The following is a 14,366-nucleotide window of genomic DNA, read 5'->3' on the forward strand; positions in this document are numbered from 1 at the left end:
TTGCCCTCCGCGCCGAACGCCCCGCCGCAGCGGGGCGAACCGGCCGCTGTTACCAGCTAAAGCCGGCCGCATTGCTGCGGTCGATCAGCTTCACTTTGACCGGCACGGTTTTCGGCACCGTTGCGCCCCAGTAGCGGGCCAGCGCAATGCCGAGCGCAATGCGCAGCTGGTCGCGCGGAAACTGCGCCGAAGTGGCGATAAACGGCGAGTTCGGCTTGAGGATCTCTTTGATGGCTTCCGGCTGGCCATCGACGCTCACCAGCTTGACCTTGGCGCCGTTGCTTTCGATCGCCGCCAGGGCGCCGAGCGCGCCGACGTCGTTGACGCTGAAGATGCCCGCCAGATCCGGCGCCGACTGCAGCATGTTTTCGGTCACGGTCAGCGCGGTGTCGCGTTCCTGCTTGCCGTTTTGCTTGGTGACGATCTTGATGCCGGGGTATTTTTTCATCGCCGCTTCAAAGCCGCGCACGCGCTCCAGGATCGGCACCACCGGGATGCCGTCGAGGATCGCCACCTTGCCTTTGCCGCCCAGCGCTTTCGCCAGGTACTCGCCCGCCTGGAAGCCGGCGTCGTAGTTTTCCGAGCCGACGAATGAATCCAGCGGCCCTTCCGCCTGCGCGTCGATCGCCACCACCACCGCGCCCGCCTTATGGGCGGAGATCACCGCCGACTGCACCCCCACCGAATCGGTCGGGTTGATCAGCAGGATATCCACCTTCTTCTGCAGCATGTCTTCCACGTCGCCGATCTGTTTGGCAACGTCATGGCGCGCATCGGCCACGTACACCTTGGCGCCGATATCCGCCGCCGCCTGATCCAACGCCTGCTTCATGGTGACGAAGTAGTCGTTGTTCATTTCCTGGAACGACATACCGATCGTGATTTGCTTGGCCAGCGCCACCTGGCTGGCCGCCAACATTCCACCGGCGACGATAAAAGGCAGGGTCTTTTTGAATAATGAAAACATAGCCAATTCTCCTGTAGGGAAGCTTCTTGTTGTGGTTATCAGAGCAACAGCATGTCTTTACGTTTGGCCGACCGGCCGGCCCCCCATTGCGGATGGGCCGGCGGTCGTGACTGCAACAGCGGTACGGCGGGAAAATCAGGGAACCAGGATCACCTTGATGGAATCGGTCGAGTCCGCCAGGGCGAAGGCTTCGTCCCAGTCGTTCAATGAATAGCTGTGGGTGACCACGCCGTTTGAGGTCACCAGCCCGCGCTCGAACAGATCGATGGCGATTTCATAGCTGTAGGGCGCCAGGTGCGCGCCGCGAATGTCCAGCTCCTTGCGATCGCCGATGATGGACCAGTCGACGGTGGTTTCCTTGCCAAATACGCTGAACTCCACGAAGCGGCCCAGCTTGCGGATCATCTGCAGCCCCTGGGTGACGCCGATCGGCGCGCCGGTGGCCTCGATATACACGTCGCAGCCGTAGCCGCCGGTCAGCGATTTGACAATCTGGTCGGCGTCTTCCTTCAGCGGGTTGATCACCACGTCGGCGCCGAATTCCTTCGCCAGCGCCAGCCGCTCGTCGATGGCGTCGATCACGATCAGTTTCTTCGGCGTCTTCAGGCGCGCCACCTGCACCATGCACAGCCCGAGCGGCCCGGCGCCGGCCAGTACCACCACGTCGTCCAGCTGGATGTCGCCGCGCGCCACGGTGTGGATGGCGCAGGCCATCGGTTCGATCAGCACCGCGTCTTCATGGCTCAGGCTTTCCGGGATCTTGTGGACGATGGCGTTCTCGGAAAAGCGCATGTATTCCGCCATGCCGCCCTCCGCCACGTCTTTCTGGAAGCCGTAAATGTTATGCGTCTCACACATCCAGTAACTGCCGGATTTGCAGTAACGGCACTCCCAGCACGGCACGATCTGCTCGGCGATCACCCGCTCACCGATCCGGTATTTGCCTTCCGCGCCCTCGCCCAACGCGGCGATGCGGCCGTAGAACTCATGTCCCGGCACCACCGGCGGTTTGACCCACGGGTTCTCCCCCCAAAACATCTGCGCGCCGTTCTTGCACTTGCAGTCGCCGGCGCAGATGCCGCAGCCTTCCACCTTGATCACCAGCTCGCGCGCTTTCGGCAGCGGCGTGGGCACCTGTTCGAAACGGTAGTCCTGCGGGCCGTGGCAAACGACCGCGCGCATTTTTTCCGGCAACTGGCTCATCTATCCCTCCAATATTCTCGTTAAACGCTTGAAAATTATAAATGTTGACGTTGTCATTTTTATCAAACAAAAAACAAACTGAGTTATAAAATTATAAATTTCAACAAATTAACCATTACACATCCCGATAACTAAAAATGACAACGTGAACATAGAGCGACATATAACCAAAGCTGCAAAAATAATTATTTGAGCAAAATCACAGTTCGTTAACATTGCGGCTAAAAATGCTACAAATGCGGATCGCGATCCCATTTACGGGATCGGCGATCCGGGCAGATCCGCTAAATCAGCAGGCGCACGCGATCGTAGATCTGGCGATCCTCCGGCCGCGACGATCGCACCTGCTGGCGCAGGGTGCGCACCAGCGTGTCGATAAACGCATGGGCGGCGGCGCTCAGAATGCTGTTGCGCCGGGTGACGATATTCAACTGCGCCGGTTGGCAGCTCTCCCGCAGCGCCAGCGGCTGCACGCGGGAGGCAAACTGCGGCAGCGCGGCGATCGGCCGCGGGCACCAGGTACACATCTCGGCGGACTCCACCAGCGCCTGCAGCATACCGAACGAATGCGCCTGGATAATGCGCTGGCGCGGCAGGCGCACGCCGTGGCGGTGGAACACCTCGTCGAGCAGCGCATCGAAACTTTCCTGGGTATAGCTCATCACCCAATCCTGCTCCAGCAGCTGATGCAGCGAGGTGCTGTGCGCCAGCGGGTGGCCGCGCCGCACCATGTACGCCGTTTCATACTCCAGCAGCGGCTCGCAGTGAAACTCCTGCGGCGCCGACGACGCCGGCAGCGGCGTGATGGCGAAATCCATCGTGCCCTCGCGCAGCTGCGACTGGGCGTTGGCCATCAGGCTTTCCGACAGTTCCAGCCGCACCGCCGGCACCTTGCTGCGAAACGCCATCACCGCCGGCGGCAGCACCGTCAGCATCAGCCAGGGAGTGATCGCCGCCTTGACCAGATCCGCCGCACTCCCGCGCAGCGCCGCCATTTCGCCCTGCGCCTGCTCCAACTGGTTCAGCACCAGCCGGGCGTGCGCCAGCAGGGTTTTGCCGTAGGGGGTAAAACCCAGACCGGTCGGCGTGCGGATCAGCAGCGGCAGCGCCTGTTCTTGCTCCAGTTCGCGCAGTGCGCGGGTCACCGCCGCCTGCGACAGCCCCAGATGCCGCGCCGCCGCGCGAATGCTGCCGCTGTCGGCGCTGGCCACCAGCGCCTGCAGTTGGTGCAGTTTCATGTCCACCTCCTGACAATCATAGGTTGTCAGCATAACCGAACGGCGGCTACCCGGCAAAAATGGAGTTTGCTAGTCTCGATGCCTATCCCCTCTGCCCCGTTCCCCGCCCACTGGCCGGGACCCTTTTGCCGGAGACCGTGATGATGCATTCACTGCTACTGCCTGAGATCGCCGCCGTTCATGATGAGATGGTCGCCCTTCGCCGCCATATTCACGCCCACCCGGAATTGGGATTCCAGGAGTTCGCCACTTCGGATCTGGTGGCGCGGCGGCTGGAGGAATGGGGTTACCGCGTCACGCGCGGCGTAGGACAAACCGGCGTTGTCGCCACACTGCAGCGCGGGTCGGGAAAATCGCTCGGCATCCGCGCCGACATGGACGCCCTGCCGATTGCCGAAACCACCGAACTGCCTTACGCCAGCACCCATTCCGGGGTGATGCATGCCTGCGGCCACGACGGGCACACCGCCATGCTGCTGGCGGCGGCGCGCTATCTGGCGCGGCAGCCGAACTTTTGCGGCACGCTGCACCTGATCTTTCAGCCGGCGGAAGAAGGCGGCGGCGGCGCCAAAGTGATGATCGAAGACGGCCTGTTTGAGCGCTTCCCCTGCGACGCGGTGTTCGCCATGCACAACGTGCCCGGCTTACCCACCGGCCACCTGGGCTTCGCCGGCGGCCCCTTCATGTGCTCGGCCGATACGGTGCACATCACCCTGCACGGCCACGGCGGCCACGGCGCGGTGCCGCAGAGCACCGTCGATCCGGTGGTGGCCTGCGCAGCCATCGTTATGAGCCTGCAAACCATCGTGGCGCGCAATATCGATCCGCAGGAAACGGCGATCGTCACCGTGGGGGCGATGCAGGCCGGCCAGGCCGCCAACGTGATCCCGGCGACCGCCACCCTGACGCTCAGCGTGCGCGCGCTGACGGCGGCGGTGCGTGCGCGGCTGGAACAGCGCATCACCGAGCTGGTCACGGCGCAGGCCGCCAGCTTCGGCGCCCGCGCGGAGATCGACTATCAGCACGGCTACCCGGTGCTGGTGAACCACCCGGCAGAAACCGAACTGGCGCGCGCGGTGGCGCTGGAATGGGCCGGAGAGAGCCGGGTGATCCCCACGCTGCGGCCGTTCACCGCCAGCGAAGATTTTGCCTTTATGCTGGAGAAGTGCCCGGGCAGCTACATCTCTATCGGCAACGGCCCCGCCACGCCGGACAATTCTCTGCACACCCCCGGTTATGACTTCAACGACGACAGTCTGTCGTTGGGCGCCACTTACTGGGTCAAATTGGTCGAGCGCTTTTTGGCTCGCCCTGCGGTTTAATCGCCAACACAGAGGAAATGACATGAAAATCATCAAAGGGCTGTTGTTGCTGCCGCCGCTGGCCGCGAGTTTTCCCGCGCTGAGCGGTGAATTCAGCGGCAAAGTGATCAAGCTGGGCATCGATCCCACCTTTCCGCCGCTGGAGTATAAAAATCCGCAGGGCAAGCTGACCGGCTTCGGCGTCGATATCGCCCAGGCGCTGTGCGACCAGATGCAGGCCAAATGCGTGTGGGTGGAAAGCAGCTGGGACGGCATGATCCCCGGCCTGCAGGCGAAGAAGTTCGACGCCATCGCCTCGTCGATGACCATTACGCCGCAGCGCCGGCAGCAGATCGCTTTCTCCAGCAAAGTCTCCAACGCCCCGGCGCGGCTGGTGGCGCATAAAGGCAGCAATCTGCAGCCTACCGCCGCCTCGCTGAAGGGCAAATCGGTCGGCGTGCAGCAAGGTTCCAGCCAGGAGACCTACGCCAACGCGCTTTGGCGGCCGGCCGGCGTCAACGTGGTCGCCTACCAAAGCCAGCAGGAGGTGAACGAAGATCTGGCCAACGGCCGCCTGGATGCGTCGCTGCTGGCCAGCGTCAGCGCCAGCGAATTCTTCAAAACGCCCGGCGGCAAAGACTTTGCCTTTATCGGCGCCGAATTGAGCGACAGCAAATACTTCGGCGTCGGCGACGGCATCGGGGTGCGCAAAGAGGATACCGCGCTGCTTAACGCCTTCAACGCCGCGCTGCAGGCGATCCGCGCCAACGGCACTTACAAGAAAATCAACGACAAGTATTTCGATTTCGACATGTACGGCGCGGAGCAGTAACACGCGTTCCCCGGCGGTCACCTGCAGGTCCTGCAGGATGGGGAGGCGCCTTCGGCCGCCGGGGAACGCCCCAACGGAAACGGCAGTGTCGGCAAGAACGGAAAATCAGGCGGGACAAGGATGCGGGCCAGGCAGGACGCCCGGCCCGCTAAAGCGGGTTACTTCACTTCGCCCATCGCTTTCAGCTTTTTGGACAGCTCGCGGCGTTCTTTGGACAGATCGGCATTTTTGATGATGTAGTCATCAACGCGATCTTCGTAGTCGCTGCGCATGTTGGCGATGATGCCCTGAATGTCTTCAATGCTCATGCCGGGCTTGATGTACTCGCTCAGGTTGTCGAGCAGCAGCACGCGCTTCTGGTTATCACGAATTTTCTTTTCGTTGTCGACGATCTCGCGTTGCAGTTTGTTTTTGCGGCGGAACATACGCACAAACTCCAGCACGTCCTGGAAACTCGGCTTATTTGCATTATCCATCTTTATACCCTTGCTTTAGTAATACACAGATTCATTTGCTTACGGCCACATGGCACCAAGATACAGGTTTGTGGCGGTCCGGCACAACAGTGATTGCCTTATCTTACCCACTTTGCCCCGGCGGCCAAAACCCAAAGCGCCGCCTTCATGATCTGACCCCTTATTCACGCCCGGCGGCGGTGCAGACCTGGAGCAGATCCCCCAACTCTTCCAGCTGCTGCGCCAGCTCCATGCTGAGCCAGACATAGCCGTAAATCGGCGCTTCGCCGTGCTGACCGAGGCTGACCTCCTGCATCAGCGTTTTCAGCTCGCCGGCGATCTCCGCCAGCTGCCCCGCCGCCGCCTGCCGCTGCGCCTGTGGCCCTTCGCGCATCAGCAGCGCCAGCGATTCCAGCGAGCTCAGCGTCAGCAGTTGGGTGCTGCGCAGCGTGCGGGCGTTTAGCATGATGAAGTGCGTTTCGCGCGAAGCCCAGTAGGCGTCGGCCATCAGTTCCAGCGTGCACACCAGATTGCGGCTGAGGGTTTGCACCGCCTCGAACACCGCTTTGGGGATGCGGGTTTCCTTGCTGGCGGGCACGATCAGGCTGCGCAGCTTCACCACCTGATTCAACAGATCCTTGAGCTGCGGCTCCAGCCGCGGCCGCTCAATGACGTTCGGCGAAAAGTAGGCGCCGTAAATTCGGGCGGCGGTTTGCAGGCAGTCCGCCATTTGCATGCGCCACAGAATGTAGGCGCGCTGCGGGTAGATGCTGGTGAACAGCAGCGCCAGCAGCGAGCCGAAGATCACGTCGCCGCTGCGCCAAAGCGCAGTGTGCATGTCGCCGGCGCCCGCGCCGCACACCACCGCCAGCGTGATCCCCACCAGCAGCGCCATATACGGCCGTTTGCCGAGCGTCAGGTAACCGCAGACGAACATCACCACGCCGCACCAGACCAGCATCAGCGGCAGCGAATAGAGTTCCAGATACAGGGCGATCAGGCCGGACGCGGCGCCGAACACCGTGCCGGCAATGCGTTGCAGCGCCCGCTGCAGCACGTTGCCCCAAAACGAGATCGGCCCCATCACCACCACCAGGGTGATCAGCGGCCAGGTGCCTTCGGGCACCGCCAGCAGGCGGATCAGCAGAAAGGTCAGGATAAACGCCAGCCCGATGCGCACGCCGTGAACGACGCGATAGTGGCGATAGGTCAGCAGTTCAAGGGGAGAGATTTTTCGATCGAGGCGCACGATGCCTCCGATAAAGACCAGCCAGGCCGCTATTTTAGCGGAGGAAGCCCGGCGAGGAAAAGGCGAATGAGGCGCCCCCCATTCGCGGTCAGGCTCAGGCGGCGTACTTGTCGACCAGCGCGCGCAGAACGGCGGCGGTTTCGACATCCATCACGCCGTCATACTTCTGCGGACGGAAGTGCAGCTGGAACGCGCGCACCAGCTGGCGATAGCCTTCTGCGGTGTTCGCCGCCGAGGTGTCATAGCCGTATTGGGCGAACAGTTTCAGCAGATCGGCCTGCGCCGGCAGGCCCTGGCTGCAGTATTCCTGCTGGCGCTGCTGCTTGGTCGCTTCGTCATACCAGGCGCCGACGCCGGCCTGATACAGCTGCTGCCACGGGAACTGCGGGCCCGGATCGCTCTTGCGGCCCGGCGCGATGTCGGAGTGCGCCACCACGTTCACCGGCGAGATGTCCGGATAACGCTGCAGGATGTTCTGCGCCAGCTGGGTGACCGCCTCAATCTGCTGCGGATTGAACGGCGGGAAGGTGATGTTTTCACCGTCGCCGCTCGCCAGATTGACGATCTCGATGCCGATCGAGGTGTCGTTGATATTGCTGCGGGTGCCCCACTGGCTGGTGCCGGCATGCCAGGCGCGCTCGTTCTCGTCCACCAGGTTGAAGATGCGCACGCCGCTGAAGCCGGCCGCCTGATAGGTCGCCTCGGTCGGATCCGGCACCAGGTAGTGCGCGCTGACCGATTTTCCGGTCAACGACGTCACCGAGTCGGCGAAGTTTTGCGCCGTGTAGTGCAGCACCAGAAAACGCACGCGGTGGCCGAAGCTGGCGACCGATCGGTAGCTATTGTAATCAATCTTGTACATCGTAAAGTCCCTCTCTCGTTTGATTTCACTGAGCGGCTCCTCATCATGACAGGCCGCCCCGCACGGGTGAACCCTTGGCTCACCCTTTTGTTTTAGCTAATTGCTAAATTATGCGCAAGTGTTTTTTAGCAAAATCGTTATTTACCTTTTTGCTAAAGAGTGCGATCATTGCACGATGGAAACTAAAGAAATCAGGCGCAACAATCTGCGCGAATTGATGGCCCGCTACGCCCGGCAAGGCGTCAACCAGAATGAGTTCGCCACGCTGGTTGAGTCTTCCGCGCCGACGCTGAGCCAAATCATCGGGGAAAAATCCTCCCGCAATCTTGGCGACAATCTGGCCAGGCGGATCGAGGCCAGGCTGAATTTGCCCAAGGGCTGGTTCGACGTGTTTCACGAAAAGCAGCTGGTGCGCCCGTTTGACAACGTGGCGGCGGAGTCGGACTTCCAGCCCGCCCGTTTGAAACCGGTGGTATGGGAAGATACCGAACAAGACAAGGAAGAGTTTGTGGAGATCCCGCTGCTGGATATTGATTTTTCCGCCGGCGACGGCTGCTACGAAATCGTCGATCGCGAGGAGTTTTCGCTGATCTTCCGCCGTTACTATCTGCACAAGATGGGGGTGGCGGTCAACGCCGCGCGCATTATCCGCATCTCCGGCTCCAGCATGGAACCGCGCCTGCAGGACGGCGACGTGGTCGGCATCAACACCGACGACACGCGCATCCGCGAGGGCAAGACCTACGCCATCCGCCACGGCAATTTGCTGCGGGTGAAGGTGCTGATCGAGCAGCCGGACGGCGGCGTCATCATCCGCTCCCTCAACCGGGAAGAGTACCAGGACGAGCATCTCAGCTATCAACAGCGCAAGGAGCAACTGGTGGTGCTCGGCCGCGTCTTCTGGTCGTCTTCGTCCTGGTAGCAGAGCAACCTCGGGCGCCCGTTGCGCCCGGCGGTTATTTGAAGTCCACCACCATCTGCTGCTGGATAGACAGCCCGCGCGTCGACTGCACGCAGCCGGCGATGTAGTCGGTGAAACGCGGCGGTTTCGGCATGCCCAGCTTGAGGATCTTCTCGTTGCTGAAACGCACGTTGAGCATGGCGAACGAGCCGTACAGGCGCATCGCTTTGAGCATCAGCCGCTCGTTGCACGGGCCGAAAATGTCTTTCAGCTGACGGCGCATTTTCACCAGCGCGTCATAGGTCACCTGCGCATACTCATCGCCCACCGGCGCTTTTTCCAGGGCCGCCGCCATGGCGTTGTCAATTTCAGCAAAGCTGACGCTGCTCTCCTCACCGGCGGAGATGTGATAAACGTCGTTCTCCAGCGTTTCGCTGTTCATCAGCATCACCAGCGCATCCGCGCAGTAATCCGCCGGGATCACGTCGATATTGTCCTGCAGCGAGCACATGAACTTGCGCAGCATCAGCGCCATGCCAAACACCCAGAAAATGCTGCTGGAAGGCTGGCAGCCCAGGCGGGTGTGCCCCACCACAATCGACGGACGAGCGATGGTCAACGGCATTTGCGGGCAGCGCTGGCGCATCAGCTGTTCGATGGTGGATTTGGAACGGGTATATTCCACCAGGTGCTCGGCGTCCTCCTCAAACTCGCCGCTCTCCGCCACCAGCGAACCCGGCTCCGGCGAACAGGACATGGCGGTGCCAACGTGCAGGAAGCGTTTTAATCCCGGCACCTGCGCCATTCTTTCAGCAAAAGTCAGAGTGCCTTCTACGTTTACCTTCCAAATGAGCGGGTTATTACCAAATGAAGCAACGGCCGCGCAGTTAATAACGTGCGTGACATTGTTAATACGTGCGTCAGTTAAAAAGTCGGCCGGCTCGGAAAGATCGCCCAACAATATATTTTCCATCGTAATTTTAGACAGCAGATTCGCGTCGATATTAAACTTTTCCATATTCGCGCGAATACGGGCCAGCCCTTGCTGCGCATCATCGGCGCGCACCAGCAAAAGATAATTAATAGACTGATTTTCAATCAATAATTTTTCAAGAACTGCACCACCGAGAAAGCCGGTAGCGCCGGTCAACAGTAGCGTTTTCATCATTGTCACCCACATTGGCATTGAATGTGGGAGATTGTATCTGCGGATATTTAAACAAATATTAAATAGAATTACGGCGCCCAGACTCACTTTTCTTAATATTATCTTAAGGAATCTTTTGAAACATCCACCCTGGGTTTAGTAACAAAAGAACCGCGTAGATTCCATGATTAATCTCCGCCGTTTAAATACCATTGATGTAATGCCTGATTTAATTTAACGGTCAATGTTATTTCTCTTTTCGTCCGTGGAGGACTTATGACCTATAACCAAAAAATCTGGTTGGGGGTTTTACTGCTGTGCACCCTGTTTTGGGGGGCGGTGATAAGCGGCGCCTGTTCGCTGTATAACCGGGCGGATCGCCTCAATGCGCACCAGGCGCAGAGCGAGTTCGCCGCGCGTCACAGTCTGACTTCCAGCTCACAGCAAAGCGCTCAGGCGTCCACCTCCCCTCGGAATGGGTAGGGACAAGACCCGCTAACGATCCTATTATACCCTAAGGTTAACAGGGAGATAACGATGGTTCGAAAGCTGGATAGCTTACCGCAGGCGCAACGCGAGAAAATAGAAACCGATTTGCTGGCCATCAGCGTGATCTACAACGAGCGCTACGGCATCGCCTCGACCCAGGCGGAAACAGAACGACAGATCCCCGACCACCTGCTCCCCTACTTTCATCAGCGGCTGGATTTCTATCGCCGTGCGTAATTGCGCGCATTTCGCTAACCGCCGCTTGGCATCGCTCCCCACGCCGTTACAATAGGGGCATATTGTATCCGCCACTGAAGAGACGCGATTTTGAGCAGCAAGGCAACGGCCACATTTTACATTCACGACTATGAGACCTTCGGCAAGAGCCCGTCGCTGGACCGCCCGGCGCAGTTCGCCGGCGTGCGCACCGATATGGATTTCAACATTATCGAAGAGCCGCTGGTCATCTACTGCGCCCCGGCCGACGACTACCTGCCGGAACCCGAGGCGGTGATGATCACCGGCATCACGCCGCAGGTGGCGCGAGCCAAAGGCGTTAACGAGGCCGAGTTCACCCGCCAAATCCATCAGGCCTTCAGCGTGGCCGGCACCTGCATTCTCGGTTACAACAACATCCGTTTCGATGACGAAGTGAGCCGCAATATCTTCTATCGCAACTTCTACGATCCCTATGCCTACAGCTGGCAAAACGGCAACTCGCGTTGGGATCTGCTGGATGTGATGCGCGCCTGCTACGCTCTGCGTCCGGACGGCATCGTCTGGCCGGAAAACGAAGACGGTTTCCCCAGCTTCCGCCTCGAACACCTCACGCGCGCCAACGGCGTCGAACACACGCAGGCTCACGATGCGATGTCGGACGTTTACGCCACCATCGCGATGGCCAAGCTGGTCAAGCAGGCGCAGCCGCGGCTGTTCGATTTCCTGCTGCAGCACCGTAACAAACACAAGCTGAACGCCCTGATCGACGTCGCTGACATGACGCCGCTGGTGCACGTCTCCGGCATGTTCGGCGCGGCGCGCGGCAACACCAGCTGGGTGTCGCCGTTGGCCTGGCACCCGGACAACAAGAACGCGGTGATCATGTGCGATCTGGCCGGCGACATGACGCCGCTGTTGACGCTGAGCGCCGAGCAACTGCGTGAACGGCTGTACACCCGCCGCGACGATCTGACGCCGGATCAGGCGCCGGTGCCGATCAAGCTGGTGCACATCAACAAATGTCCGGTGCTGGCGCCGGCCAAAACCTTGCTGCCGGAGAACGCCGAGCGGCTGGGCATCGATCGTCAGGCGTGTCTGCAAAATCTGCAGCTGCTGAAACAGCATCCGGAAGTGCGCGAGAAAGTGGTCGCGCTGTTCGCCGAAGCCGAGCCGTTCAAAGGCGCCGACGACGTCGACGCCCGCTTGTACGACGGTTTCTTCAGCGACGCCGACAAGGCGGCGATGAGGATTATCCAGCAGACCAAGCCGCAGAACCTGCCGGCGCTGGATCTGGCCTTCAGCGACGGCCGCATGAAAGAGCTGCTGTTCCGCTTCCGCGCGCGCAACTACCCGAATACGCTGGACGACGCCGAGCAGCGCCGCTGGCTGCAACACCGTCAGGAAGCCTTGAGCGCGGAGCGCGTGCAGAGCTATCTGCTGCAGCTCGAATCGCTGTATAACCTGCACGAAGGCGACAAAGAGAAAACCGCCCTGCTGAAAGCGCTGTTCGATTACGGCAAAGAGTTGGTGGGATAAAAACCCGCAGCAAGCAGAAAAGGAAAAGGCCGCGAAAGCGGCCTTTTTTGTGGCTGAGGAGACGGCTCGCGCTTAGGCGGCGTCTTCGCTCGCTTGCGGCACCGGCAGACGGAAGCTGCGGGTGACGAAGGCCAGGTAGATCAGGCCGATGGCCGCCCAGACCAGGCCCAGCGTCATCGAGCTGGCTTCCAGGTTGATCCACAGCGCGCCGACGGTCAGTGCGCCCATCACCGGCAAGATCAGGTAGTTGAACGTGTCCTTCACGGTGCGGTTCATCTTGTCGCGAATATAGAACTGCGAGATCACCGACAGGTTGACGAAGGTGAAGGCCACCAGCGCACCGAAGTTGATCAGCGCAGTCGCGGTCACCAGGTCAAACGACACTGCGGACAGCGCGATGGCGCCAACCAGCAGCACGTTCAGCGCCGGGGTACGCCACTTCGGATGCACATAGCCGAAGAAGCGAGTCGGGAACACGCCATCGCGGCCCATTACATACATCAGACGCGAAACGCCCGCGTGCGCCGCCATGCCTGACGCCAATACCGTCACGCAGGAGAACACCAGGATCACCGACTGGAAGAACTTGCCCGCCACGTACAGCATGATTTCAGGCTGCGACGCGTCAGGATCCTTGAAGCGCGAGATGTCCGGGAAATACAGCTGCACGAAGTAAGACACCACGATAAAGATGATGCCGCCGATCAGCGCCGTCAGGAAGATGGCTTTCGGGATCACTTTCTCTGCGTCTTTGGTTTCTTCGGACAGCGAGCTGATGCCGTCGAAGCCCAGGAACGAGAAGCACAGGATGGTCGCGCCGGTAATCATCGGCACCACGTGAGCGTTATCGGACCAGAACGGGCGGCTGCTGACCAGCGTACCGGCGCCTTCGCCGTGGTAAACGCCGTTGATCACCAGGCCCAGGAATACGATCATGATCGCCACCTGCACCACCACGATGATGGAGTTCAGGTTAGCCACCAGCTTGATGCCGCGCAGGTTGAAAATCGTCATCAACCCGACCAGCACCGCCACGAAGATCCAGGACGGGACGCCCGGGAAGATCGCTTCCAGGTAAATCTTGGCCAGCAAAATGTTGATCATCGGCATGAACAGGTAGTCCAGCAGCGATGACCAGCCCACCATAAAGCCGACGTGCGGACTGATGGCTTTCTGGGCGTAGGTGTAGGCGGAACCGGCGGAAGGGAACTTCTTCACCAGCTTGCCGTAGCTCAGGGCGGTAAACAGGATCGCCAGCAGAGCGAAGGCGTACGCGGTCGCGACGTGACCATCGGTCAGGCCGGATACGATGCCGAAGGTATCGAAGATGGTCATTGGCTGCAGATAAGCCAGACCCATCATCACTACCGGAACCAATGTCAGGGTTTTACGCAGCTGAGTGCGCTGAGCCGGAGCGGCGTTAAGGGTGTTATCGGACATTGTTCAGCCCCCCCTTACCTTGAGCCTTGCGGATGGCGGACACGCCAAGACTTAAGGTTGCGGGGAAACTTCGCAACGAGCGACTTAATTCTAAAAGAAGGGGATTGTAAGCTGGATAACGGGTCGAGGTAACCTCGGCTGCTCCATAGTCGCTGCGGCCACAGCGGAAACCGGCGGGCACCGGCGCTAAAGTGAAAAATTGCCCCATCTTTCTAATCCTCATGAGTCACGACCATAAAGTTTTGTTTGATCGTGCACGAAACTATTTATCTATCCGGATCGGTGTCCGGCCTCGCTTGGTGTATGAAACGCTACGTTGGTAAAACTAAATGCAAAAAAAATAACCGACGCTTTCAAAACGTCGGCTATCTGCATTTGAGATATTTTGCACCAGAATGCCTCCGGATGACAAGATCCGGAAGCCCTCAAATACAAATTCTTTTTGTCGATCGAACGGAAAACCAGCCCGGCAGGCGAATTAATCCGCTACCAGCAGGCCGGTCGCCCGCACATACTTCTTACTTTAT

General features: G+C 59.9%; 14 protein-coding genes. 6 read left to right on the forward strand and 8 right to left on the reverse strand.

All coding sequences use genetic code 11. From position 1 onward, the window contains the following. Positions 1–49 precede the first annotated feature (49 nt). From ACTJJ6_RS05010 to ACTJJ6_RS05020, 3 genes are all read right to left on the reverse strand, one after another. Positions 50–967, reverse strand: a complete 918-nt coding sequence (locus ACTJJ6_RS05010; protein ID WP_197758967.1) for an ABC transporter substrate-binding protein — start codon at positions 965–967, stop codon at positions 50–52. 135 nt (positions 968–1,102) lie between these two features. Next, positions 1,103–2,170 (reverse strand): erythritol/L-threitol dehydrogenase, encoded by a 1,068-nt coding sequence (locus ACTJJ6_RS05015; RefSeq protein WP_016927009.1) that lies wholly within the window; start codon positions 2,168–2,170, stop codon positions 1,103–1,105. A gap of 284 nt (positions 2,171–2,454) precedes the next feature. Beyond that, on the reverse strand, positions 2,455–3,408 hold the full coding sequence (locus ACTJJ6_RS05020; RefSeq protein WP_075686129.1) for a LysR family transcriptional regulator: 954 nt from the start codon (positions 3,406–3,408) through the stop codon (positions 2,455–2,457). A gap of 140 nt (positions 3,409–3,548) precedes the next feature. Here ACTJJ6_RS05020 and ACTJJ6_RS05025 point away from each other — a divergent pair, with 140 nt between their 5' ends. Then, positions 3,549–4,730, forward strand: a complete 1,182-nt coding sequence (locus ACTJJ6_RS05025; RefSeq protein WP_440803169.1) for a M20 aminoacylase family protein — start codon at positions 3,549–3,551, stop codon at positions 4,728–4,730. A 22-nt stretch (positions 4,731–4,752) separates the two neighbouring features. After that, entirely contained in the window at positions 4,753–5,541 is a 789-nt protein-coding gene (locus ACTJJ6_RS05030; RefSeq protein ID WP_440803167.1) for an ABC transporter substrate-binding protein, read from the forward strand. Positions 5,542–5,699: 158 nt separating this feature from the next. Here ACTJJ6_RS05030 and tmaR read toward each other — a convergent pair whose 3' ends face one another. From tmaR to ACTJJ6_RS05045, 3 genes are all read right to left on the reverse strand, one after another. Next, entirely contained in the window at positions 5,700–6,017 is a 318-nt protein-coding gene (gene tmaR, locus ACTJJ6_RS05035) for a PTS system regulator TmaR (protein WP_004935612.1), read from the reverse strand. 160 nt (positions 6,018–6,177) lie between these two features. Beyond that, a complete protein-coding gene (locus tag ACTJJ6_RS05040; protein ID WP_016927008.1) occupies positions 6,178–7,245 on the reverse strand; it encodes an FUSC family protein in 1,068 nt (355 codons plus the stop codon). Positions 7,246–7,339: 94 nt separating this feature from the next. Then, positions 7,340–8,107, reverse strand: a complete 768-nt coding sequence (locus ACTJJ6_RS05045; RefSeq protein ID WP_048796451.1) for an N-acetylmuramoyl-L-alanine amidase — start codon at positions 8,105–8,107, stop codon at positions 7,340–7,342. A 175-nt stretch (positions 8,108–8,282) separates the two neighbouring features. Between ACTJJ6_RS05045 and ACTJJ6_RS05050 the strand changes: the two genes are divergently transcribed. Continuing rightward, positions 8,283–9,029 carry a S24 family peptidase gene (locus ACTJJ6_RS05050; RefSeq protein ID WP_019453597.1) on the forward strand — a complete coding sequence of 249 codons (747 nt, stop codon included), beginning with the start codon at positions 8,283–8,285 and terminating at the stop codon, positions 9,027–9,029. 34 nt (positions 9,030–9,063) lie between these two features. Here the strand turns inward: ACTJJ6_RS05050 and ACTJJ6_RS05055 are convergent, their stop codons facing one another. Continuing rightward, positions 9,064–10,173 (reverse strand): SDR family oxidoreductase, encoded by a 1,110-nt coding sequence (locus tag ACTJJ6_RS05055; protein ID WP_049298904.1) that lies wholly within the window; start codon positions 10,171–10,173, stop codon positions 9,064–9,066. Positions 10,174–10,431: 258 nt separating this feature from the next. On the opposite strand from ACTJJ6_RS05055, the gene ACTJJ6_RS05060 reads away from it, so the two are divergent. From ACTJJ6_RS05060 to sbcB, 3 genes are all read left to right on the forward strand, one after another. After that, positions 10,432–10,638 carry a hypothetical protein gene (locus ACTJJ6_RS05060; RefSeq protein ID WP_016927004.1) on the forward strand — a complete coding sequence of 69 codons (207 nt, stop codon included), beginning with the start codon at positions 10,432–10,434 and terminating at the stop codon, positions 10,636–10,638. A gap of 54 nt (positions 10,639–10,692) precedes the next feature. Further along, a complete protein-coding gene (locus ACTJJ6_RS05065) occupies positions 10,693–10,881 on the forward strand; it encodes a DNA polymerase III subunit theta (protein ID WP_016927003.1) in 189 nt (62 codons plus the stop codon). 90 nt (positions 10,882–10,971) lie between these two features. Then, entirely contained in the window at positions 10,972–12,399 is a 1,428-nt protein-coding gene (gene sbcB, locus ACTJJ6_RS05070) for an exodeoxyribonuclease I (RefSeq protein WP_143778319.1), read from the forward strand. Between the two features lie 72 nt (positions 12,400–12,471). On the opposite strand, the gene ACTJJ6_RS05075 is transcribed toward sbcB, so the two are convergent. Then, positions 12,472–13,839 (reverse strand): APC family permease, encoded by a 1,368-nt coding sequence (locus ACTJJ6_RS05075; protein ID WP_004935642.1) that lies wholly within the window; start codon positions 13,837–13,839, stop codon positions 12,472–12,474. Between the last annotated feature and the right edge of the window lie 527 nt (positions 13,840–14,366).

Source organism: Serratia sp. 22278 (assembly GCF_052045405.1).
GTDB lineage: Bacteria > Pseudomonadota > Gammaproteobacteria > Enterobacterales > Enterobacteriaceae > Serratia > Serratia marcescens.